19 protein-coding genes are annotated in these 22204 nt (G+C 67.3%); 7 read left to right on the forward strand and 12 right to left on the reverse strand.

All coding sequences use genetic code 11. From position 1 onward, the window contains the following. The first annotated feature begins 499 nt into the window (after window positions 1-499). Window positions 500-775: a DUF4212 domain-containing protein gene (locus ACUTAG_RS21225; protein ID WP_026382317.1), complete on the forward strand. Its 276-nt coding sequence runs from the start codon at window positions 500-502 to the stop codon at window positions 773-775. Further along, entirely contained in the window at window positions 775-2868 is a 2094-nt protein-coding gene (locus ACUTAG_RS21230) for a sodium:solute symporter family protein (protein WP_058665132.1), read from the forward strand. The genes ACUTAG_RS21225 and ACUTAG_RS21230 overlap by 1 nt, the downstream gene beginning before the upstream one ends. Before the next feature lie 73 nt (window positions 2869-2941). Here ACUTAG_RS21230 and ACUTAG_RS21235 read toward each other — a convergent pair whose 3' ends face one another. The 3 genes from ACUTAG_RS21235 to trxB are packed head-to-tail and all read right to left on the reverse strand — an operon-like array spanning window position 2942 to window position 4900. Then, a complete protein-coding gene (locus ACUTAG_RS21235) occupies window positions 2942-3271 on the reverse strand; it encodes a DMT family transporter (RefSeq protein WP_026382315.1) in 330 nt (109 codons plus the stop codon). Beyond that, the gene (locus ACUTAG_RS21240) at window positions 3268-3954 is read right to left on the reverse strand and encodes a Smr/MutS family protein (protein WP_006389079.1); all 687 of its coding nucleotides are present in this window, start codon (window positions 3952-3954) and stop codon (window positions 3268-3270) included. Before ACUTAG_RS21240 ends, ACUTAG_RS21235 begins: the two co-directional genes overlap by 4 nt. Continuing rightward, window positions 3941-4900: a thioredoxin-disulfide reductase gene (trxB, locus tag ACUTAG_RS21245; protein WP_006389080.1), complete on the reverse strand. Its 960-nt coding sequence runs from the start codon at window positions 4898-4900 to the stop codon at window positions 3941-3943. The genes ACUTAG_RS21240 and trxB overlap by 14 nt, the downstream gene beginning before the upstream one ends. Window positions 4901-4942: 42 nt before the next feature. Between trxB and ACUTAG_RS21250 the strand changes: the two genes are divergently transcribed. Then, window positions 4943-7321, forward strand: a complete 2379-nt coding sequence (locus tag ACUTAG_RS21250) for a DNA translocase FtsK (RefSeq protein ID WP_006389081.1) — start codon at window positions 4943-4945, stop codon at window positions 7319-7321. Then, entirely contained in the window at window positions 7321-7956 is a 636-nt protein-coding gene (gene lolA / locus ACUTAG_RS21255; protein WP_024067998.1) for an outer membrane lipoprotein chaperone LolA, read from the forward strand. The genes ACUTAG_RS21250 and lolA overlap by 1 nt, the downstream gene beginning before the upstream one ends. 441 nt (window positions 7957-8397) lie before the next feature. Here lolA and ACUTAG_RS21260 read toward each other — a convergent pair whose 3' ends face one another. From ACUTAG_RS21260 to ACUTAG_RS21300, 9 genes are all read right to left on the reverse strand, one after another. Beyond that, the gene (locus ACUTAG_RS21260) at window positions 8398-8832 is read right to left on the reverse strand and encodes a RidA family protein (protein ID WP_006389083.1); all 435 of its coding nucleotides are present in this window, start codon (window positions 8830-8832) and stop codon (window positions 8398-8400) included. Between the two features lies 1 nt (window position 8833). Beyond that, complete coding sequence (locus ACUTAG_RS21265) at window positions 8834-10315, reverse strand: N-acyl-D-amino-acid deacylase family protein (RefSeq protein ID WP_020924883.1); 1482 nt, start codon at window positions 10313-10315, stop codon at window positions 8834-8836. 14 nt (window positions 10316-10329) lie between these two features. After that, window positions 10330-11202, reverse strand: a complete 873-nt coding sequence (locus ACUTAG_RS21270; protein WP_006389085.1) for a MurR/RpiR family transcriptional regulator — start codon at window positions 11200-11202, stop codon at window positions 10330-10332. Between the two features lie 32 nt (window positions 11203-11234). After that, entirely contained in the window at window positions 11235-12236 is a 1002-nt protein-coding gene (locus tag ACUTAG_RS21275; protein WP_006389086.1) for an ABC transporter ATP-binding protein, read from the reverse strand. Next, window positions 12233-13240, reverse strand: coding sequence for an ABC transporter ATP-binding protein (locus ACUTAG_RS21280; protein ID WP_020924881.1), 1008 nt, complete (start codon window positions 13238-13240; stop codon window positions 12233-12235). Before ACUTAG_RS21280 ends, ACUTAG_RS21275 begins: the two co-directional genes overlap by 4 nt. 2 nt (window positions 13241-13242) lie before the next feature. Then, on the reverse strand, window positions 13243-14112 hold the full coding sequence (locus ACUTAG_RS21285) for an ABC transporter permease (RefSeq protein WP_006389088.1): 870 nt from the start codon (window positions 14110-14112) through the stop codon (window positions 13243-13245). 27 nt (window positions 14113-14139) lie between these two features. Next, window positions 14140-15081 (reverse strand): ABC transporter permease, encoded by a 942-nt coding sequence (locus ACUTAG_RS21290; protein ID WP_148316333.1) that lies wholly within the window; start codon window positions 15079-15081, stop codon window positions 14140-14142. 85 nt (window positions 15082-15166) lie between these two features. Next, complete coding sequence (locus ACUTAG_RS21295; RefSeq protein ID WP_006389090.1) at window positions 15167-16726, reverse strand: ABC transporter substrate-binding protein; 1560 nt, start codon at window positions 16724-16726, stop codon at window positions 15167-15169. Window positions 16727-16874: 148 nt separating this feature from the next. Further along, window positions 16875-18143, reverse strand: a complete 1269-nt coding sequence (locus ACUTAG_RS21300) for an amino acid deaminase (protein ID WP_148316336.1) — start codon at window positions 18141-18143, stop codon at window positions 16875-16877. A 230-nt stretch (window positions 18144-18373) separates the two neighbouring features. Between ACUTAG_RS21300 and ACUTAG_RS21305 the strand changes: the two genes are divergently transcribed. The 3 genes from ACUTAG_RS21305 to serS all read left to right on the forward strand — a co-directional run bounded on the left by ACUTAG_RS21305 (window position 18374) and on the right by serS (window position 22030). Then, window positions 18374-19165 (forward strand): deaminated glutathione amidase, encoded by a 792-nt coding sequence (locus tag ACUTAG_RS21305; RefSeq protein ID WP_081273456.1) that lies wholly within the window; start codon window positions 18374-18376, stop codon window positions 19163-19165. Window positions 19166-19300: 135 nt separating this feature from the next. Further along, window positions 19301-20641, forward strand: coding sequence for a replication-associated recombination protein A (locus ACUTAG_RS21310; protein ID WP_020924876.1), 1341 nt, complete (start codon window positions 19301-19303; stop codon window positions 20639-20641). A gap of 42 nt (window positions 20642-20683) precedes the next feature. Beyond that, entirely contained in the window at window positions 20684-22030 is a 1347-nt protein-coding gene (serS, locus tag ACUTAG_RS21315) for a serine--tRNA ligase (RefSeq protein WP_006389094.1), read from the forward strand. The last annotated feature ends 174 nt before the right edge of the window (window positions 22031-22204 follow it).

Here is a 22204-nt window from a genome sequence, read left to right on the forward strand (position 1 = left end):
GGGGTGTAAACGGAACGTAAAGACGCGCTGCCATAATCCCGGTCACGGATGCGCCGAGATGGCGCGACGCGGGTGCCCGGATCCGGGCGGCGGCGCGGGCGTTGTTGAGGCTGGCTCAAAACCGGGTGCGCCGCCCCCTTCCGGAAAGCGGTTTTGGTCGGGAAAAATCCCAATATTTAGAACAGAGACGCCAAAATGCACTGATGTGGTGCATGGAATATGTAAATGAATGCGCCGAATTAGGGCATTCCCCTAGTGTGGCATTCCCGCATCTGGTGCAGAATCTCTTCCCATGCAGGTGAGGAGACAAAGCCCTGCATGGGCAATTACCGGCGGCACCGGTACATAAAAAAGTAGCAGTACTCAAGAAAAGCAAAACGCACAACGGCTGGCACCAGGCAGTGCCGGCCGTTGTCGCATAAAAAGCCCGTATTTCGTCCAGCCAGGGTTTTCTAGCGCCGCGTTTCGCGATATTCCTCAGGTTTCGCTCACGCCAGCTATGCCGGAATCCCGCGTTTCCCCCGAACCCACCCCGTCCCGCTATTGGCGTCGCAATGTGCGCCTGATCGCGCTGCTGGCGCTCGTCTGGGCAGCGCTGACGTTCATCCCCTCCTACTTTGCCCGAGGCCTGTCGTTCGATTTCATCGGCTGGCCATTTTCGTTCTGGATGGCGGCCTACGGCGCCCCCTTGGCGTACCTCATCATCATCTGCATCTACGCCCGGATCATGAACCGCGCCGACCAACGCGGGGAAGAGGCCAAGGAGAGCCGCTGATGCCGTTCGGCGGAGACACCCCGCAGCAATTCAGGATCCGGCTGCGCCGCATCTACGTGCTGTATACGGCCGGCTTCGCGCTGATGATCCTGCTGATGGCGCTGGCCGAGATCCTGGGCCTGCCGCGCAACTGGATCGGCTACGTCTTCCTGCTGGTGACCGTGAGCCTGTATGCCGGCATCGGCATCGTCTGCCGCACCTCGGATCAGGTGGAATACTACGTCGCCGGCCGGCGCGTGCCGGCCATCTACAACGGCATGGCGACTGCGGCCGACTGGATGTCGGTGGCTTCGTTCATCGGGGTCGCCGGCACGCTCTACCTGACGGGCTACGGCGGCCTGGCCTACATCATGGGATGGACCGGCGGCTATGTGCTGGTGGCGATGCTGCTGGCGCCGTACCTGCGCCGCTTCGGCCAATACACCATTCCCGACTTCATGGGCGCGCGCTATGGCGGCAACCTGCCGCGGCTGGCGGGCGTGGCCTGCGCCATCCTCTGTTCGTTCACCTATCTGGTGGCGCAGATCTACGGCGTGGGCATCATCACCACGCGCATGACCGGCATCTCGTTCGAACTGGGCATTTTCGTGGCGCTGGGCGGCATGCTGGTCTGTTCGTTCCTGGGCGGCATGCGCGCCGTCACCTGGACCCAGGTGGGGCAGTACATCATTCTGGTCATCGCCTACCTGGTGCCGGTGGTGTGGCTGTCGATCAAGCACACCGACATGCCGGTGCCGCAGTTGTCGGCCGGTGTGGTGCTGCAGGAAGTGACGGAAAAAGAGGTCTACCTGCGCAACGACCCCGCCGAAATCGAGGCGCGCCGCCTGTGGCAGGAGCGCGCCGACGAGATGGCGCAACGGGTCCATGACCTGCCCGAGTCCTGGGCGCTGGAAAAGGACAAGCTGCGCAGTCGCCTGGCCCAGCTCAATGCCAGCGATGCGCCCATGGTCGAGATCCGCTCGGTCGAACGCGAGCTGGCGGCATTTCCGCCGACGGTGGAAGAGGCGCGCATCGCCTGGTCGCAGGCCAAGGCTACTTTCGAGGCCCGCGCCGCGCCGCCTACCCCGCATGCGGAACCGTTCCCGTCCAGCGATCCGGACGAGCGCCGCAACATGCGCATCAATTTCCTGGCGCTGGTGCTGTGCCTGATGCTGGGCACCGCGGGGATGCCGCACATCCTGATGCGCTCATATACCACCTCGTCGGTGGTGGAAGCGCGGCGTTCGGTGTGCTGGTCGCTGCTGTTCATCCTGCTGCTGTATTTCATGGCGCCGGCGTTGGCGCTGCTGGTCAAGTACGAGGTCTACACGCAGGTGGTGGGGTCGAATTTCCTCAGCCTGCCGAATTGGGTGCATGCCTGGAGCGCGGTCGACAGCAACCTGCTGGACGTCACCGACATCAATCGTGACGGCGTGGTCCAGCTCAGCGAAATCAGCATGGGCGCGGACGTGGTGGTGCTGGCGATGCCCGAGATCGGCGGGCTGCCCTATGTGATCTCGGGGCTGGTGGCGGCCGGCGGCCTGGCGGCGGCGCTGTCCACCGCCGATGGCCTGCTGCTGACCCTGTCCAATTCGCTGTCGCACGACATGTGGTACCGGATGGTGTCGCCGCGCATGTCGGCGGCGCGGCGGGTGATGGTGTCCAAGATCCTGCTGCTGGTGGTGGCGTTCGGCGCGGCCTGGGTGGCGGCGCGCAAGCCGGCCGACATCCTGTTCATGGTGTCGGCGGCGTTCTCGTTCGCGGCCTCGTCGTTCTTTCCGGCGCTGGTGATGGGCGTGTTCTGGCGCCGCGCCAACAAATGGGGCGCCACGCTCGGCATGGCGGCGGGGCTGCTGGTGACCTTTGCCTACATGACGCATACGCATCCGTGGCTGCGCGAGTGGGTGCTGGGGATTTCGCGGACCCAGCCGGTGGACCTGTGGTGGGGCATCCAGCCGATCGCGGCCGGCGTGTTCGGCGCGCCGGTGGCATTCCTGACGATCATCGTGGTGTCGCTGCTGACGCCGCCGCCGGACCGCGCCACGTTGGCGTTGGTGGATTACCTGCGTCATCCGGGCGCGCCGAAGCCGCCAACGGAGAACGGCACGGTCTGAAACGAAGGCAGGCGCCGGGTGGTTCGGATATATGCCGGGAGCGGGCCGGATCAGGGCTCGCGCCCGGAACGGCTCAGTGCGACACGGACTTCGAGAAGACGTTCATGACCACCACGCCGGCGATGATTAGGCCGATGCCGACCAGCGCCGGGGTGTCCAGGTGCTGCTTGAAGAATAGCGCGCCGATCAGGGAGATGAGCACGATGCCCACGCCCGACCAGATGGCGTAGGCGATGCCGACCGGCACCTCGCGCAGCGTCAGCGACAGGAAGTAGAACGAGATCATGTAGCCGAACACCGTCACCACCGACGGCACCAGGCGCGAAAAACCCTCGGAGCTTTTCAGGGCGCTGGTGGCGAAGATCTCGGCGACGATGGCGATGCCCAGGTAGAGCCACTTCATTTGCGCGGCCCTTCCGATTGCCGCAGCAGCACCAGCAGGGCGCCCGCGCCGCCTTCGCGCTCGGGCGCCTCGGAAAACGCCAGCACCTCGTTCTTCTGCACCAGCCAGGTGCGGGCCTTGTCTTTCAGCACCGGTTCCAGGCCCTGCGAGCCATAGCCCTTGCCATGCACGATGCGCACGCAGCGGATGCCGTGTTCCTGGCACTCGTCCAGGAACGACAGCATGGCGTGGCGCGCCTGTTCCACGCGCAGGCCGTGCAGGTCGAGTTCGGCGCCGGCGCGCCACTGGCCGCGGCGCAGGTTGCGCGCGGTGTCGGGGGCGGCGTCGCCGCGCACGAAGGCGGTGCCGCCTTCGGACAGCAGGTGCGTGATTTCGCCGCCATCCGAAACGCCGGCGTCGGCTCGCGTGGCGGTTTCGCCCAGCGCGTTGGCGCGGCGCAGGGCCGGGGCCGGTTGCGGCGCCGGCTTGTGTTCGGCGCGCGCGACCTGCTTGATGGGCTTGACCGACTGCATGGTGCGCCGGAACGCGGCCATGTCGTCGGCCGGATCGGTGTCCGCGCCGGGCGCCGGCGCGGCTTTCTTCAGCGCCGCCACGCGCTGGGCGAGGGCGGCGCGCTCCTGCTCGGCCTGCAGGTCTTTCTTGAGGCGTTTCAGGTCGGCCGCGCCGACCTTATTGCCCCGCATTCTCCAGCCACCGTTGTGCGTCCAGGGCGGCCATGCAGCCCGTGCCGGCGCTGGTGATGGCCTGGCGATAGACGTGGTCCTGCACGTCGCCGGCGGCGAACACGCCCGGCACCGAGGTCATGGTGGCCATGCCGGACAGGCCGCTCTTGGTGACGATGTAGCCGTCCTTCATTTCGAGCTGGCCCTCGAAGATCCCGGTGTTGGGCTGGTGGCCGATGGCGATGAAGGCGCCGGTGGCTTTCAGGTCTTCGGTGGCGCCGGTGTCGACGTGGCGCACGCGCACGCCGGTGACGCCGCTGTCGTCGCCCAGCACTTCTTCCAGCGTGTGGAACAGCTTCAGTTCCATGTTGCCGTTCTCGACCTTGCTCATCAGCTTGTCGACCAGGATCGGTTCGGCGCGGAACTTGTCGCGGCGGTGGATCAGGGTGACCTTGCGGCAGATGTTGGACAGGTACAGGGCTTCTTCGACGGCGGTGTTGCCGCCGCCGACCACGACCACGTCCTGGTTGCGGTAGAAGAAGCCGTCGCAGGTGGCGCAGCCGGACACGCCGCGGCCCATGAAGGACTCCTCGGAAGGCAGGCCCAGGTACTTGGCCGAGGCGCCGGTGGCGATGATCAGGGCGTCGCAGGTGTAGACCTTGCCGGTGTCGCCGGTCAGGGTGAACGGTCGCTTGGACAGGTCGACCTTGGCGATGTGGTCGAACAGCATTTCGGTGTTGAAGCGCTCAGCGTGCTTCTGGAAGCGCTGCATCAGGTCCGGACCTTGCACGCCTTCGGCGTCGGCCGGCCAGTTGTCGACGTCCGTGGTGGTCATCAGCTGGCCGCCTTGGGCCAAACCTGTAACAAGGACAGGGCTCAGATTGGCGCGTGCCGCATAGACGGCCGCCGTGTAACCGGCGGGGCCGGATCCGAGTATCAAAACTTTAGCGTGCGTAGGCGTGGACATGGGCGGGTATCTTTAGGTTAACGCCCAATTATAATGAGCCGCATGCCGCGTATCTCGACTGCTTCTCCGCGCGCTTCGCGCAACACCCGCAACGGGCCCTCGCCGCTGCAGACGCGTATCTCCGCGTTGCTGCGCGAAGCCCGCTGGATCCTCTTCGCCGCCCTGGCGGCCTGGCTCACCCTGGTGCTGGCCACCTGGAGCGCCGCCGACCCGGGCTGGTCCCATTCCGTCCCCGCCGGCGTCATCCACAACAAGGGCGGGACCCTGGGCGCCTACCTGGCGGACATCCTGCTTTATCTGTTCGGTTTTTCCGCCTGGTGGTGGGTGATCCTGCTGCTGCACCGCGTGCGGGCAGGTTACCGCCGCCTGGCCAGTCATCTTCGTGTTACCAATGGTAAGCAGCCTGAGGTGTTGCCTCGGGTCCACTGGGAAGAGGGCATCGGTTTCTTCCTGCTGCTGGTCGGCTCGCTGGGCATGGAAGCCCTGCGCCTAGCCAGCCGCGGCACGCATCTGCCGGGCGCCTCGGAAAGCGCCAGCGGCGCCGGTGGCGTCATCGGCCATACCCTGGCCGACCTGATGAGCCGCAGCATCGGCTTCACCGGCAGCACCCTGGCCTTCCTGGTGATGCTGGCGATCGGCCTGAGCCTGTTCTTCTCGTTCTCGTGGCTGACCGTGGCCGAGCGCGTCGGCACCTGGATCGAAGGCCTGGTGCGCCGGGTGCGCAATTCCTACGCCGCGCGCGAAGACCGCAAGGTCGGCGAGGTGGCCAAGGCCGTGCGCACCGAGCAGGTGGTGGCCAAGCAGGAAAAGCTGGTGCACGAGCAGCCGGTGCGCATCGAGCCGGCGATCACGGTGGTGCCCAAGTCCGAACGCGTCGAAAAGGAAAAGCAGCAGTCGCTGTTCTTCGCGCCGCCGCCGGGCGGCGAGGGCGACCTGCCGGCCATCAGCCTGCTGGATCCGCCGCTGGCCAACCAGGAAACCGTGTCGGCCGAGACCATCGAATTCACCTCGCGCCTGATCGAAAAGAAGCTGGCCGACTTCGGCGTGTCCGTCACCGTGGTGGCGGCGCAGGCCGGTCCGGTCATCACGCGTTACGAAATCGAGCCGGCCACCGGCGTCAAGGGCAGCCAGATCGTCAACCTGGCCAAAGACCTGGCGCGCGCGCTCAGCCTGGTCAGCATCCGGGTGGTGGAAACCATTCCGGGCAAGAACCTGATGGGCCTGGAGCTGCCCAACCCGCGCCGCCAGGTGGTCAAGCTGTCCGAGATCCTGGGGTCGCAGACCTACCACGCCAGCCATTCGGTCGTGACCATGGCGCTGGGCAAGGACATCGCCGGCAATCCGGTGGTGGCCGACCTGGCCAAGATGCCGCACCTGTTGGTGGCGGGCACCACCGGGTCGGGCAAGTCGGTCGGGATCAACGCCATGATCCTGTCGCTGCTGTACAAGGCCGACGCCTCGCATACCCGCCTGATCCTGATCGACCCGAAGATGCTCGAAATGAGCGTCTACGAAGGCATTCCGCATTTGCTGGCGCCGGTGGTCACGGACATGCGCCATGCCGCCAACGCGCTGAACTGGTGCGTGGGCGAGATGGAAAAGCGCTACCGCCTGATGAGCAAGATGGGCGTGCGCAACCTGGCCGGCTACAACACCAAGATCCGCGACGCCATCAAGCGCGAGGAGCCGATCCCGAATCCTTTCTCGCTGACGCCCGACCAGCCGGAGCCGCTGTCGCCGCTGCCCACCATCGTGGTGGTCATCGACGAGTTGGCCGACCTGATGATGGTGGTGGGCAAGAAGATCGAAGAACTCATCGCCCGCCTGGCGCAGAAGGCGCGCGCGGCCGGCATCCACCTGATCCTGGCGACGCAGCGTCCCAGCGTCGACGTCATCACCGGCCTGATCAAGGCCAACATCCCGACCCGCATCGCGTTCCAGGTGTCGTCCAAGATCGACTCGCGCACCATTCTCGACCAGATGGGCGCGGAGACTCTGCTGGGCCAGGGCGACATGCTCTACATGCCGCCGGGCACCGGTCTGCCGGTGCGCGTGCACGGCGCCTTCGTCAGTGACGATGAAGTGCACCGCGTGGTCGAAAGCCTGAAGGCGCAGGGCGAGCCGAACTATGTCGAGGGTCTGCTGGAAGGCGGGCTGGACGGCGACGGCGGCGAAGGCGCCAGCAGCGTCACCGGCATCGGCGGCGACGCCGAGTCGGACCCGATGTACGACCAGGCCTGCGAGGTGGTGCTCAAGCATCGCCGCGCCTCGATCTCGCTGGTGCAGCGCCATCTGCGCATTGGTTACAACCGTGCGGCGCGGTTACTGGAACAGATGGAGCAATCGGGTATCGTGTCGGCGATGCAGTCCAATGGCAACCGGGAGATCCTGGTGCCCGCCGCCGCTCGAGAGGAAGCATGATGAAGACGTTTCGTGGCCTGGCCGCCGGCCTGGCCCTGTGCATGGCCCCGGCGTTGGCGCCGACTGCGGCCGTGGCCGCCACGGCGCAGGAACAGTTGCGCGCGTTCGTGAGCACGGTGACGGCGGCCACGGGGACGTTTTCCCAATACACCGTCAGCACGCAAGGGCGCACGCAGCCGGCGCAGACGGGGGTGTTTTCGTTCCAGCGGCCGGGCAAGTTCAAGTGGGCGGTGCAGAAGCCCTATGAGCAATTGGTGATTTCCGACGGCAAGCAGGTGTTCCAGTTCGATCCGGACCTGGCGCAGGTGACCGAGCGCAAGGTGGATGCCGCCATCGGGACGTCGCCGGCGGCGATCCTGTTCGGGTCGGGGTCGCTGGAGCAGTCGTTCGATGTGTCGGCGCTGCCTTCCAAGGATGGGGTCGACTGGCTGCGGGCGAAGCCGCGCACGGCGGACGCGGGGTTCTCCCGGGTCGATATCGGGATGAAGGACAATCTGCCGGTGCGGGTTGAGCTGCTGGATTCGTTCGGGCAGACGACGCGGGTGGATCTTTCCGGGATCGTTCCCAATCCCAAGCTTGGGGAGGGGGAGTTTCGGTTTGTGGCGCCCAAGGGCGTGGATGTGGTCAAGATGTAGTTGAAGTTGGGCGGTGCTTGCTTTGTAGGCCGCCCGTCACGGGGCGCGCAGGCGGTGAGCGCGCCAACGATTGCGGTCCGGAGCGTTCGCTCCGGACTTCCCCTTTGTCATCTTCGTTGTCGCCTGCGGCGACTGCCTTCAGATTCCCGCGGGCGCATCGACGGCGCGCTCACCGCCTGCGCGCCCCGCGCCGGGCTACCGGTTTCGAGAAATGACGCGCTGCTGGACCCTGGGGGCATGGGGGAGGTTTGCGTTGCCCGCAAAAAACGGCCGCGCGGGCGGCCGTTTTTTTCATACGTGGTGTCTTGCGTCGTGATGTGGGTCGCTGCGCGCTTGCGGCGCGGGGTGGGCGGTGTACCTGAAGCGCGCAGCGGATGGCTTGGGCCAGGAGGCGCGCCCGGCCGTCCGAAGGCCGGGCAGCCCCCTTGGGAGGCAGCTAGCTCACGCAGTGAGCGCGGCGTGGGGGCGTTTGTACGCCACACAATCAATTTCTACTTTCGCATCCACCATCAGCGGCGACTGCACGCAGGCGCGGGCGGGGGGATTGTTGCCGAAGTATTCCTTGAAGACCTTGTTGAACGAGGGGAAGTCGCGGGCGTCGTCGAGCCAGACGCCGCAGCGCACGACGTGTTCGGGGCCGTAGCCGGCTTCCTTGAGGATGGCGAGGACCTGCTGGATGGCCTTGTGCGACTGGGCGACGGTGCCGCCTTCGATGACTTCGCCGTTTTCCATCGGGACCTGGCCCGAGACGTAGAGCCAGCCGTCGGCGGCGACGGCGCGGGCGAAGGGCATGTGGGAGCCGCCTTGGCCGGTGCCGCCGGCGACGCCGTAGCGGGTGATGCCGTTGTTGTCGGGGGTGGGGGTGGTGCTGCTCATGTCAGGGCTCCTGAAGGGCGGGGGTTGAGGCGGCGAAGCTGGCGCGCAGGTCGCCGTTGCGGGGCAGCCAACGGCCGGCGCGGTCGCCGGTGGGCTGGCCTTGGCGGTAGGACAGGACGCCGTTGACCCAGACGGCCTCGATGCCGGCGGCGGTCTGGACGGGGGCGGCGAAGGTGGCGCGGTCGATGATGGTGGCGGGGTCGAACAGCACCAGGTCGGCGTGGAAGCCTTCGCGCACCAGTCCGCGTTCGGCCAGGCCGAAGCGGGCGGCGGACAGGCCGGTCATCTTATGCACGGCTTCGGCCAGCGGGAACAGGCCGACGTCGCGGCTGTAGTGGCCCAGCACGCGCGGGAAGGCGCCCCACAGGCGCGGATGCGGCATGGGGTCGTTGGGCAGGCCGTCGGAGCCGACCATGGTGAGCCGGTTCGACAGCACGCGGCGCACGTCGTCCTCGTGCATGTTGTGGTAGACGGCGCCGGCCGGTTGCAGGCGCTTCGCCGCCTCCAGCAGCGTCACGTTCCAGTCGGCGGCGATGGCGGACAGTTTGCGGCGGGCCTGCTCGGGGTGCGGCACCGACCAGGTGATGTCGATGTCGAATTCGTCGGTGACCTGCTTGAGGTCGAGCGTGGACGAGCTGGCCGAATACGGATAGCAGTCGCAGCCCACGTGCTGCATGCGGCCGGCGTTCTCCAGCTTGAACAGCACTTCCTTGGTGCGGCCCCAGTTGCCGGCGCCGGCGCATTTCAGGTGCGACACCACCACCGGCACGCGGGCGTGCAGGGCGATGTCGAAGGCTTCCTGCATGGCTTCCAGGATGGCGGCGAATTCCGAGCGCAGGTGGGTGGTGTAGAGCGCGCCGAATTCGTCCAGGACCTCGGCCAGCAGCTTGACCTCGGCGGTGTCGGCCTCGATCGCCGAGCCGTAGGCCAGGCCGGTGCTCAGGCCGATGGCGCCGTGGGCCAGCGCTTCGCGTAATTGATCGCGCATGGCCATCACCTCGTCGCGCGTGGCGCTGCGGTCGAGGCGGTCCATGTGGTTGTTGCGCAGGGCCGTGTGGCCGACCAGCGCGGCGACGTTCACGGCGGGCTGCGCGGCTTCGATGGCGCGGGTGTAGTCGGCGAAGGTCGGGTAGGCGAAGTCGTCGCGCTGGCCCAGCAGGTTCATCGGGTCGGGCGGCTCGCCACGCAGCGAGACCGGCGAGGCGCTGATGCCGCAGTTGCCCACCACCACGGTGGTCACGCCCTGAGACAGCTTGGGCAACATGCCGGGGGTGCGGATGACGTTGGTGTCGTCGTGGGTATGGACGTCGATGAAGCCGGGCGCGAGCGCCAGGCCGGCGCCGTTGATGATCCGACCCGCCGACTGGCCGGACAGGTTGCCGATGGCGGCGATGCGGCCATGGGCCAGCGCCACGTCGGCGGTGTATTCGGCGCCGCCCGAGCCGTCGAGCACGCGGACGTTGCCGATGAGGGTGTCGTACATCTTGGGTTCCAGTTTCAATCGCCCAGCGGCAGCCGGTTGGGGCCGCCGCGGTGCTCGTCCAGCGCCAGCTTGATGCGGCGCAGGCGTTCGCGGTTCTCTTCTTGGTTCAGCATGGCCAGCTCGGTCGACAGCAGGTCGATCGCCAGCATCATGGCGTAGCGCGAGGCCGAGGGCTTGTAGATGAAGTCGGTTTCGTCGGTGCGGATCGGCAGCACTACGTCGGCCAGCTTGGCCAGTTCCGAGGTGGCGTCGGTGACCGCGACGATGCGGGCGCGGTACTGCTTGACGATGCGCGCGGCGCCAACGATTTCCGGCGTCAGGCCGGAGGCCGACAGGATCACCACGGCGTCGCGCTCGTCGAGCGTGGCGGCCACCATGCGCAGCAGCACGGCGTCGCTGTAGACCGCGATCGGGTAGCCCAGGCGCACCAGGCGCGACTGCACTTCCTGCGCCAGCACGGCCGATGCCCCGCCGACGCCGAACACGTAGATCATGCGGGCGCCGTCGACGATGCCGGCGGCAGCCTCGAACAGCGGTTCGGTGAAGGTCGGCAGGTGCGCGCGCAGCGTGCTTTCGATGTCGGCGTAGATGCGCGCGTAGAACGTGCTTTCCTCGGCCGGCGTGCTCTGGTCCAGGAAGCGGCTGCCCACGGTGCTGGCCTGCGCCAGTTTCATCTTCAGGTCGCGGGTGTCGTCGCAGCCCACGGTGCGGGCAAAGCGCGAGATGGTGGCGATGCTGACGCCGGCCTTGGCCGCCAACTGGTCCACGGTGGCGCTGGCGCTCCAGATGATGTTGTCCAGGATGGCGTCGGCGACCTTGCGCTCGGTCACGCTCAGGTCGTCCCGGCGGCTGCGGATCTGGAAGACGATGTCGCGGATGATGTTCATGTGGTGTTCCTGGGGCATGGCGGGCGCGGCCCTTACGCGGCCAGTTCGGGATCGCCGAGGCGCGAACAGGCCGCGAAGTGGCCTGGCCCGACGCTGACGTCGCGCGCTTCGATCGTGGCGCAGGCGTCGATGGCGTGCGGGCAGCGGGTGCGGAAGACACAGCCGGAAGGCGGGTTGACCGGGCTCGGGATGTCGCCCTTGAGCAGGATACGCGAACGCGGCGCGCGCGGATCCGGCACCGGCGCGGCCGACAGCAGGGCGCGGGTATAGGGATGGCGCGGCCGCGCGTAGACCTCGCTGGTCGGGCCGCGTTCCATGACGCGGCCCAGGTACATCACCACCACCTCGTCGCACAGGTAGTCGACCACGGCCAGGTCGTGCGCCACGAACAGCATGGTCAGGCCCAGGTCGCGCTGCAGGTCCTGCAGCAGGTTCAGCACCTGCGCCTGCACCGACACGTCCAGCGCCGAGACTGGTTCGTCGGCCACGATGAAGTCGGGCTCCACCGCCAGGGCGCGGGCGATGCCGATGCGCTGGCGCTGGCCGCCGGAGAATTCGTGCGGATAGCGGCGGCGGTGATCGGCGTTCAGGCCGACGCGTTCGAGCAGTTCGCCGATGCGGGCCTCGCGGCGATGCTGCGCCAACTTATGGGTGTCGAGCGCCTCGCCCAGGATCTCGGCCACGGTCATGCGCGGGTTGAGGCTGGCGTAGGGGTCCTGGAACACGATCTGCATGCGGCGGCGCCACGGCAGCATTTCTTTCTCGGACAGTTTGGTGATGTCCTGGCCGTCGAACAGCAGGCGGCCGGCGGTGGGCGCGAACAGGCGCAGCAGGGCGCGGCCGGTGGTGGTCTTGCCCGAGCCGGACTCGCCCACCAGGCCGACGATGGTGTTGCGCGGCACGTCGAAGCTGACGCCGTCCACCGCCCGCACCACCGGCGCGTTGCGCGCCTGCGAGGTGGGGAAGTGGACCTTCAGGTCTTCGATGCGCACCAGCGGTTCGGCGGCGCGCGCGGGTTGGGGGCTTGCGGTCATAGCGGGGTCACCTTGATGCAGCGGGCGTGGTGCTGGGCCTGCACCGGCACCAGTTCGGGCACGTCGCGCCGGCAGTTGTCGTCGGCCAGCGCGCAGCGCGGCGCGAAAGTGCAGCCGGCCGGCAGCGACAGCACGCTCGGCACGTTGCCCGGGATGGCGCGCAGGCGCTCGCCCGAGGCCAGCAGCGCGGCGGTCGGCAGACAGGACAGCAGGCCTCGCGTGTACGGATGGGTGGGCTTTTCGAACAGGTCGTAGACGCCGGCGTCCTCGACCACGCGGCCGGCGTACATCACCGCCACGCGATGCGCGATCTCGGCCACCACACCGAGGTTGTGGGTGATGAACAGAATGCTCATGTTCATCTCGGCCTGCAGCCGGCGCAGCAGGTCCAGGATCTGGGCCTGCACCGTCACGTCCAGCGCGGTGGTGGGTTCGTCGGCGATCAGCACGGCGGGGTTGCAGGCCAGCGCCAGGGCGATCATGACGCGTTGGCGCATGCCGCCGGACATCTGGTGCGGATACTCGTTGACGCGCCGGTCGGCCGCCGGGATCTCGACGCGGTCGAGCATGTCGCGGGCGCGCTTCATGGCCGCCGCGCGCGATCCGCCCTCGTGCTGCAGCACGGCTTCGGCGATCTGGTCGCCCACCGTGTACAGCGGGTTCAGGCTGGTCATCGGCTCCTGGAAGATCATGGCGATCTCGGCGCCGCGGATGCGCCGCAGGGTGGCCGGCGAGGCGTGGGCCAGGTCGTGTTCCTGGCCGCGGCGGTCGCGAAAGCGGATCTTGCCCGCTTCGATGCGGCCGGCCGGCTTGGGCAGCAGGCCCATGATGGACAGGCTGGTGACGGACTTGCCGGAGCCGGATTCGCCGACGATGGCCAGCGTTTCGCCGCGGGCCAGGTCGAAGGTGACGCCGTCCACCGATTTGGCGACGCCGTCGCGGCTGTGGAACCAGGTCTTCAGGCCTTCCACCGACAGCACGATGTCTCGGGTGCTTGCGGTCATGATTACAGCTCCTTGCGCAGGCGCGGGTCGAGCACGTCGCGCAGGCCGTCGCCGACCAGTTGCAGCGACAGCACCGACAGGACGATGGCGATGCCGGGGAAGATCATGATCCAGTCGGCCGAGCCCATGTACTGCTGGCCGGCGTTGATCATGGTGCCCCAGGTGGGGATGTCGGGCGAGACGCCCACGCCCAGGAACGACAGGCCGGCTTCGGCCAGGATCGCGTAGGCGAAGATGAAGGTGCCTTGCACCAGAATGGGCGACAGCAGGTTGCGCAGCACGTGCACCGTGACGATGCGCCAGGTCGACACGCCCAGCGCGCGGGCGGCCTCGACGAACGGCAGTTCGCGGATTACCAGGGTCGAGGCGCGCACGATGCGGGCCAGGCGCGGCGTGTAGACGATGCCCAGCGCGATCACCACGTTCACCAGCGACGGTCCCAGCGCGGCCACCAGCGAGATCGCCAGCAGGATGTCGGGAAACGCCATCATCGCGTCGATCAGGCGCGACACGAACTTGTCGGCCGAGCGGAAGAAGCCGGCGATCAGGCCCAGCGCGATGCCCAGCACGCTGGACACGATCACCACCGAAAAGCCCACCATCAGCGACAGGCGGCCGCCGTAGATGACGCGGCTGAACACGTCGCGACCGAAGTCGTCGGTGCCGAACCAGTGCACGGCGCCGGGCGCCTTGAGGCGGTTCATGATGGACAGCTTGAACGGGTCGTAGGGGCTGACCCACGGCGCCAGCAGCGCCGCGGCCACCAGCACGATCAGCACGATCAGGCTGATGAGCACGGTCTTGCGGGCCACCAGCAGGCGCAGCACCTGCCAGCGGTCCGTGCCGGCGTTAACGGTAGTCGGATTAGTCATTTCGGTCGTTTCGTTCGCAATTCATCATCAATAACGGACGCGCGGATCGACCAGCAGGTACAGCAGATCGATGAACAGGTTGATGAGCACGTAGATGGCCGCGATGATCAGCAGCGCGCCCTGAATGACGGGATAGTCGCGGCGCAGCACGGCCGACACCACCAGGCTGCCCACGCCGGGCAGGCCGAACACGGTCTCGGTGACCACGGCGCCGCTGATCAGCAGGGCCGTGGTCAGGCCCAGCACCGTCAGGATCGGGATCAACGCATTGCGCACGGCGTGCTTGAGGATCACGCGGCTTTCCGGCAGGCCCTTGGCGCGGGCGGTGCGCACGTAGTCGTCACGCAGCACGTCCAGCATGCTGGCGCGGATGAAGCGGGTGATCAGCGCCGAGTTCACCAGTCCCAGCACCACCGCCGGCAGTATCAGGTGCGACACGCGCGTGGCGAACGAGGCGTCCGGCCCGCCATAGCCCGACACCGGCAGCCAGCCCAGCTTGACCGAGAACACCTGCATCAGCAGCAGGCCCAGCCAGAAGCTCGGCACGCTGGAGGTGAACATCGAGAACGACAGCACCGACTGGTCCAGCGTGGTGCCGCGCTTGACCGCCGACAGGATGCCCACCGGCAATGCGATCAGCGTGGCGATGCACAGCGACATCAGCGTCAGCAGCAGGGTCGGTTCGGCGCGGTCGGCCAGCGCCGCCAGCACCGGCTTGTTCATGAAGATGGATTGGCCCAGGTCGCCCTGGACCAGCTTGCCCAGCCAGGAGACGTACTGCACCGGCAGGGGCTGGTCCAGGCCCAGCTGGTGTTCGAGCGCGGCGATGTCGGCCTGGCTGGCCTGGGGCCCGAGCATCACGGCGGCGGGGTTGCCGGGCGTGACGCGGATGATGACGAACACGATGGTCGCGACGATGAACATCACGGCCACCAGCCCGACCAGCCGGTTCAAGAGATAACGCAACACAGTGGCATCCTAAGGATCGGCGCGCCGATGCCGGCGCTGTGGTTCAGGCGGGGCGGGCCCTGAGCGGACCGCCCCGCGGCCTGGTTTACTTCTGCGCTTTCCAGGCGTTCCAGAAGAACGGCCACGGCGCCGGCTTGACGCCTTGCAGCGACGGCGAACGGGCCGCCTGGGCGTTGAAGTCGCCGACCTTCACGAACGGCACTTCGTCATACACGGCCTGCTGCACGTCGGCCCAGCGCTTGACGCGTTCTTCCTGGGTGCGGGCCTGGTTGAAGGCATCCATCACCTGCGCGCGGCGCGGCGTGTCCCACCAGCCCGGCGCGTCCTTGGACGGGAAGTCGATCAGCGCGGGTTCCGGCAGGAACACGCTGTGGGTGATGAAGATGTCCCACACGGCCGGATCCTGGCGGCGCTGCGTCAGCGTGGCCCAGTCGACCACCTGCATGTCCACCGTGAAGCCGGCGGCCTTGAGGTATTCCGCCGCCACCAGCGCCATCTTGTAGTGGAACTCGTACTGCTGGCTGGTCAGGATGCGGATCTTCTTGTCGGCCACGTTGGCGCTGTCCAGCAGCTTCTTGGCCGCGGCGGCGTCGCCCTTGTTGTAGACCTTGCCGCCCAGCGACGTGGCCCACGGGTAGCCTTCCGGATACAGATCGCCGTTGAGTTTGTAGAAGTCCTTGTTGCCGAAGGCGGCGAACAGCATGTCTTCTTCGTTCAGCGCCAGTTGCACCGCCTGGCGCACGGCCAGGTTGGACATGATGCCCTGCTTGGTATTGAGCACCAGGCGCGGCCAGCCGAAGGGCTTGAGCATGACCGGGTCGGAACGGCCGCCCTTGAGCTTGTCCAGCGCTTCCACCGGCAGCGAGTCGACGTAGTCGAACTGGCCCGCGGCGGCGGCTTCGGAACGGGTGTTGGCGTTGGCGACCGGCACGAAGCGGATCTCGTCCAGGTATTGCTTGCGGGCGCCGCCGTAGCCGTCGGGTTCGCCTTCGCGCTGCTTGTAGCCCTCGAAGCGGGTCAGTTGGATGTACTGGTCCGGCACGCGCGCCTTGAGCTGGTAGGGGCCGGTGCCGACGATCTCGGTCAGCACCGGGGCGATCTTGCCCTTGGGCATGATCACGGCGGCGGCGTTGTTCATGGCCAGCAGCGCGGTCAAGGGGGCGTAGGGCTGCTTGAGCGTGATGCGGATGGTGTTGGCGTCGGGCGCCTCGATGTTGGCGATGACCTTGGCGGCCATCTTGCCGCGCGTGGCGGTCTCGGTCCAGCGCTTGAGCGAGGCCAGCACGTCCGACGAATCCATCTTGGAGCCGTCATGGAAGGTGATGCCCTGGCGCAGCGCGATGGTGTAGACCAGGCCGTCCGGCGTCACCTCGGGCATCTTGTCGGCCAGCAGCGGCGTCAGGTTCCACTTGGCGTCGAAGGTGTACAGCGTTTCGAAGAAGTGCTGCGTCAGGATGCCGACCAGGTCGGCGGTGCTGCTCATCGGGTCCAGCGTGGGCGGCTCGCCGATGGTGGCGACGGAAATCGTGCCTCCCTTGACCGGCGTGGCACAGAGGGCGGGGGACGACAATGCGGTCAAGCCAATTGCGCCGGCCACGAGCAGGCTTTTCAGCCCACCGCCTTGCCGGGAGGTGCGGAAGTTCATGATTCTCTCTCCAGAGGGTCAAAAACAGGTTGTCGCGTGATTCAGTGAAAGGCCGGTAAGGCGCCGGATGCCCGAGTTCGTTCTTGCCCCCGGGCGCGGGGCTTGTCGGTAGCGCAACGGAGCGCGCGGCCGCGCCGCGCGCAAAGGCTCAGAAAAAGGTGTCCGCGACGTCGATGACGCGGTACTGCTCGTCCACCAGCAGGACCTGGCGCCACTTGTCGAACGTCAGGCAGGGATGGGAGATGTCGAAGGCGATCATGTCGCCAACCTGGATGTCGTCGTGCTCGCCGATCTGCATGAACGCGTGCTGGTCCATCATGGCGGTGAGCTTCCATTGGGACGGCGCGGCGCCGGGCGCGCTTTGCCCGGGACGGAAATGCAGCGAAGGCGTCGGCAGGCCGGCGTCGAAGGCGGCGTCGCGCTTGCCCATGGCCACGATGGCGCGGCCAGGCTCGGGCAGCGACTGCACGTAGGCCCAGACCTGCAGCGCCGGCTGCAATCCCGGCTCCATCTTGTGGGCGACGGGATTGTTGGCATTGATGCGCTCGGCGGCCGAGCGGTAGACGCCGACGTCGTGCGACAGGTAGCAGCCGGGGCGCAGCACGATCTCCAGCGGCGCGCCGATGTCCAGTTGCGAGAATTCCTCGGCCACCACGTCGAACCACGCCGAACCGGCGCCGGAGATCAAGGCGGGGCCGTTCTTGCGCAGCCGGCCGGTGCTGGCCAGCCCGCGCAGGGCGTCGGTGGCGCGGCGCAGGAAGGCGCGGATCGCGGTTTCCTCCTGCAGCACGCCTTCGTAGACTTCGATGCCGGCCAGCGCCAGCCCGGGCCAGCGGCCGATTTCTTCGGCCACAGCCTGCAGTTGCGCGTCGTCGCGCACGCCGGTGCGGCCGCCGGCCGGGCCCAGCTCGATCAGCACGGGCAGCACCAGGCCCTGCTCGCCAAAGTAACGGCCCAGCTGGGCGGCGTTGGCGACGGAATCGACAATGCAGAAGTAGGTGAACGCCGGGTCGCGCAGCAGCTTGGCGATCAGCGCCATGTTGGCGCGGCCGACCAGTTGGTTGGCCATCAGTACCCGGCGGATGCCATGGTTGTAGGCCGCCACCACCTGCGGCGCGGTCGCCAGGGTGATGCCCCAGGCGCCGTTGTCGACCTGGCGCTGGAACAGCGCGGGGCTCATGGTGGTCTTGCCGTGCGGCGCCAGCTTGACGCGGTAGGCTTCCATGAAGCGCTGCATCCATTGCAGGTTGTGCCGCACGCGGGCCTCGTACAGCACCGCCACCGGCAGGCTGACGTCCTCGGCCAGCAGGTTCCAGTTCAGCGCCGCCACGCCGGCGTTGGTACAGGCGGCGGGAAAGGCGCCCAGGCCCTTGCCGTTGGCGTCCAGGGGGGCTGCGGTGATGGAGGAGTGGGGCATGGCGGCGGTTCGTCTCTGGAAAATATTTACGGCAAATTCGTTTTTTTTAATTATCCTGAAAGAAATTTACAAGCGGCAGTTGGGAGTTACCCGTAGTCGGCGACCGCCATGGCAGACGCCGGCAGGCGCCGGCCAGGCGAACCGACAGGCGGCTGCACTCTCGCGGCCATTGGCGCGACAATAGGCAATCCGCGGCGATGCCTGTTTGCCGCCCCACACAAGGAAGATTCATGCTGAAAGTCGCTTTGGGCCAGTTCGCCGTCAGCCGCGTCTGGGAAGAAAACGCCCAGGTGTGCGTCGATCTCATGGCGCGCGCCCGGGATGGCGGGGCCGGCCTGCTGGTGCTTCCCGAGGGCATCCTGGCGCGTGACATCACCGATCCGCAGATCGTGCTGAAGGCCGCCCAGCCGCTGGATGGCCCCTTCATGACGCGGCTGCTCGAGGCCAGCCGCGGCTCCTCGCTGGCCACCATGATGTGCGTGCACGTCCCGACCGGCGACGGCCGGGTCTGGAACACGCTGGTCACGCTGCAGGACGGCCGCATCGTGTCGCAGTATCGCAAGCTGCACCTGTACGACGCCTTCACCATGAAGGAATCGACCAACGTCACGCCCGGCAACGACATTCCGCCGCTGCTGGAGATCGGTGGGCTGAAGGTCGGCCTCATGACCTGCTACGACGTGCGCTTCCCGGAACTGGCCCGGCGCCTGGCGCTGGACGGCGCCGACCTGCTGGCGCTGCCGGCGGCCTGGGTGCGCGGCCCGTTGAAGGAAAAGCACTGGGAAGTGCTGGTGACGGCGCGCGCGCTGGAAAACACCTGCTACGTCGCCGCCACCGGCGAGTGCGGCGAACGCAATATCGGCTGCAGCATGGTGGTGGATCCGCTGGGCGTGGTCACCGCCCAGGCCGGCGAGGCCCCGGCGCTGGTGTTCGCCGACATCGATCCCGAGCGCCTGGCGCACGCCCGCAAGGTGCTGCCGGTGCTGGCCAACCGCCGCTTCGGGACCCCGGAACTGGCCTGAAGCGACGGTTTCTCGCGGGGCTGCCGGGTGGGCCGCCGCACGCGGGCTCCCGGCCGGGCCGCCCGGGGCGGAGGGCAGCCGGACATGTTGTAATACTGGCTTGATTTCCTTGCCGTCTTCCCCCATCTGCTGCCAATGAGCAACGATCTCTTCGCGGCCGATCCCGCCCATCGGCCTTACGTGCCCCTGGCCGAACGCCTGCGCCCGCGAACGCTGGCCGACGTCGTCGGCCAGTCGCACCTGCTGGGGCCGGACAAGCCGCTGCGCGTGGCCTTCGAGTCGGGCCGCCCGCACTCCATGATCTTCTGGGGCCCGCCGGGCGTGGGCAAGACCACGCTGGCGCGCCTGATGGCCGACGGTTTCGATGCCCAGTTCATCGCCATTTCCGCCGTGCTGGGCGGCGTCAAGGACATCCGCGACGCCGTCACCGTGGCGCAGGTGGCGCAGGGCCAGGGCCGCCGCACCATCCTGTTCGTCGACGAGGTGCACCGCTTCAACAAGGCGCAGCAGGACGCGTTCCTGCCTTACGTCGAAAGCGGCCTGTTCACCTTCATCGGCGCCACCACCGAGAACCCCTCGTTCGAGGTCAACTCGGCGCTGCTGTCGCGCGCCCGCGTCTACGTGCTGCAATCGCTCACGCCCGAGGAACTGCAGCAACTGGTCGACCGCGCCATCACGGCGTTCAACGACGGCCACGAAGAGGGCGCGCGCATCCACATCGACGCCGACGCGCGCGAACAGCTGGCGGCCTGGGCCGACGGTGACGCGCGCCGGCTGATCAGCGCGGTCGAGGTGGTGGCCGAATCGGCGCAGGCCGCCGGCCGCGACACGGTCGACGCGGCCTGGCTGGAGATCTCGCTGTCGCAGAACCTGCGACGCTTCGACAAGGGCGGCGACGCCTTCTATGACCAGATCAGCGCGCTGCACAAGTCGGTGCGCGGCTCCAATCCCGACGCCGCGCTGTACTGGTTCTGCCGCATGATCGATGGCGGCGCCGATCCCAAGTACCTGGCGCGCCGGCTGGTGCGCATGGCGGTCGAGGACATCGGCCTGGCCGACCCGCGCGCCACCGACCTGGCGGTCAACGGCGCCGACATCTACGAACGGCTGGGCTCGCCCGAAGGCGAGCTGGCGCTGGCCCAGGCGGTGGTCTACATGGCCTGCGCGGCCAAGTCCAACGCCGTCTACAACGCCTACAACCAGGCGCGCAAGTTCGCCGCGGAACATGGCAGCGCGCCGGTGCCAATCCATCTGCGCAATGCGCCCACCAAGTTGATGAAACAATTGGGCCATGGCAAGGCCTACCGCTATGCCCACGACGAGCCGCACGGCTACGCCGCGGACGAGCAATATTTCCCCGATGGGCTCAAGCCTTCCTTCTACCGGCCGACCGATCGCGGCCTGGAGGCTAAAATCCAGCAGAAATTGGCATTCCTACGCGAGCTGGACGCGCAGGAACGCGCCAAGAAACGGTAACGGGCGCCGCCCGTTGCTTCCCGCAATCTCACCGACATCACCATGCTAGACCCGATACTGCTGCGCAAAGACCTGCAAACCGTCGTAGACCGCCTCAAGAGCCGTGGCGTGTCCTTCGACACGGAACGGTTCAACGAGCTGGAGTCTCGCCGCAAGGCGGTCCAGACCGAAACCGAATCCCTGCAAGCCCGCCGCAACGCGCTGGCCAAGCAGATCGGTCAACTCAAGGCCAAGGGCGAGGACGCCAGCGCCGTCATGGCCGAATCGCAGGCCGTGCCCGAGCGCCTGAAGCAGCTGGAAGAAGAGCTGGCCGCCCTGCAGCAACCGCTCAACGAGTTGCTCATGTCGGTGCCGAACCTGCCGCACGCCAGCGTGCCGCTGGGCGAGTCCGCCGACGATAACGTCGAAGTGCGCCGCTGGCTGCCGGCCGCCGCGGGCGCCGATGGCAACCCGCCCGCGCTGCCGTTCGAGGCCCGCGACCACGTCGCGCTGGGCGAACCGCTGGGCCTGGACTTCGATACCGCCGCCAAGCTGTCGGGCGCGCGCTTCTCGTTCATGCGCGGTCCCATTGCCCGCCTGCACCGCGCGCTGGCGCAGTTCATGCTCGACCTGCAGACCGGCACGCACGGCTACACCGAGTGCTACACCCCGTACATCGTCAACGCCTCGACGCTGTACGGCACCGGCCAACTGCCCAAGTTCAAGGATGACATGTTCGCCGTGTCCAAGGGCGGCGGCGACGACGATCCCAAGGTCGACGAGCACGGCAAGCCGTTCGTGCGCGAAGACCAGTACCTGATCTCGACGTCGGAAATCACCCTGACCAGTGTGGTGCGCGACACCATTCAGGCCGCCGCCGACCTGCCGCTCAAGCTCACCGCCCACACCCCGTGCTTCCGTTCCGAAGCCGGCAGCGGCGGGCGCGATACCCGCGGCATGATCCGCCAGCACCAGTTCGACAAGGTCGAAATGGTGCAGGTTACGCAGCCCGACCAGTCCTATGAGGCGCTGGAGGGCATGGTCGGCCATGCCGAGCGCGTGCTGCAATTGCTGGGGCTGCCGTACCGGGTGATGCTGCTGTGCACCGGTGACATGGGGTTCGGCTCGGCCAAGACCTACGACCTGGAGGTGTGGCTGCCGGCGCAGAACACCTGGCGCGAGATTTCGTCGGTGTCCAACTGCGAAACCTTCCAGGCGCGCCGCATGCAGGCGCGATTCCGCAACGCCCAGGGCAAGCCCGAATACGTGCATACCCTGAACGGCTCGGGACTGGCCGTGGGCCGCGCGCTGGTGGCGGTGCTGGAAAACCATCAACAGGCCGATGGCAGCATCCTGGTGCCCGAGGCGCTGCAACCTTACATGGGCGGCCTGACGGTATTGAAGCCTTGACCCTGGCCGGAGCGATCCGCAAATAAAAAACGGAGCCCGCGGGCTCCTTTTTTTATTGTTCGCATGGACCGGGCACGCCACTTGCTGATTATGCAAGTCGACCACACGGCGGATGGGGCGGAAAGTCCGGCCTATTTATGATCGAGACATATTTCTGTCGCGTCCGTGGATTAT

The sequence above is a fragment of the Achromobacter sp. CSND-B12 genome (genome assembly GCF_052906545.1).

Bases quoted from the DNA above. Each gene is read 5' to 3' on its own strand.
- ACUTAG_RS21225 (WP_026382317.1), top strand. From the start codon at position 500: ATGCCGGAATCCCGCGTTTCCCCCGAACCCACCCCGTCCCGCTATTGG.
- ACUTAG_RS21230 (WP_058665132.1), top strand. From the start codon at position 775: ATGCCGTTCGGCGGAGACACCCCGCAGCAATTCAGGATCCGGCTGCGC.
- ACUTAG_RS21235 (WP_026382315.1), bottom strand. From the start codon at position 3,271: ATGAAGTGGCTCTACCTGGGCATCGCCATCGTCGCCGAGATCTTCGCC.
- ACUTAG_RS21240 (WP_006389079.1), bottom strand. From the start codon at position 3,954: ATGCGGGGCAATAAGGTCGGCGCGGCCGACCTGAAACGCCTCAAGAAA.
- trxB (WP_006389080.1), bottom strand. From the start codon at position 4,900: ATGTCCACGCCTACGCACGCTAAAGTTTTGATACTCGGATCCGGCCCC.
- ACUTAG_RS21250 (WP_006389081.1), top strand. From the start codon at position 4,943: ATGCCGCGTATCTCGACTGCTTCTCCGCGCGCTTCGCGCAACACCCGC.
- lolA (WP_024067998.1), top strand. From the start codon at position 7,321: ATGAAGACGTTTCGTGGCCTGGCCGCCGGCCTGGCCCTGTGCATGGCC.
- ACUTAG_RS21260 (WP_006389083.1), bottom strand. From the start codon at position 8,832: ATGAGCAGCACCACCCCCACCCCCGACAACAACGGCATCACCCGCTAC.
- ACUTAG_RS21265 (WP_020924883.1), bottom strand. From the start codon at position 10,315: ATGTACGACACCCTCATCGGCAACGTCCGCGTGCTCGACGGCTCGGGC.
- ACUTAG_RS21270 (WP_006389085.1), bottom strand. From the start codon at position 11,202: ATGAACATCATCCGCGACATCGTCTTCCAGATCCGCAGCCGCCGGGAC.
- ACUTAG_RS21275 (WP_006389086.1), bottom strand. From the start codon at position 12,236: ATGACCGCAAGCCCCCAACCCGCGCGCGCCGCCGAACCGCTGGTGCGC.
- ACUTAG_RS21280 (WP_020924881.1), bottom strand. From the start codon at position 13,240: ATGACCGCAAGCACCCGAGACATCGTGCTGTCGGTGGAAGGCCTGAAG.
- ACUTAG_RS21285 (WP_006389088.1), bottom strand. From the start codon at position 14,112: ATGACTAATCCGACTACCGTTAACGCCGGCACGGACCGCTGGCAGGTG.
- ACUTAG_RS21295 (WP_006389090.1), bottom strand. From the start codon at position 16,726: ATGAACTTCCGCACCTCCCGGCAAGGCGGTGGGCTGAAAAGCCTGCTC.
- ACUTAG_RS21300 (WP_148316336.1), bottom strand. From the start codon at position 18,143: ATGCCCCACTCCTCCATCACCGCAGCCCCCCTGGACGCCAACGGCAAG.
- ACUTAG_RS21305 (WP_081273456.1), top strand. From the start codon at position 18,374: ATGCTGAAAGTCGCTTTGGGCCAGTTCGCCGTCAGCCGCGTCTGGGAA.
- ACUTAG_RS21310 (WP_020924876.1), top strand. From the start codon at position 19,301: ATGAGCAACGATCTCTTCGCGGCCGATCCCGCCCATCGGCCTTACGTG.
- serS (WP_006389094.1), top strand. From the start codon at position 20,684: ATGCTAGACCCGATACTGCTGCGCAAAGACCTGCAAACCGTCGTAGAC.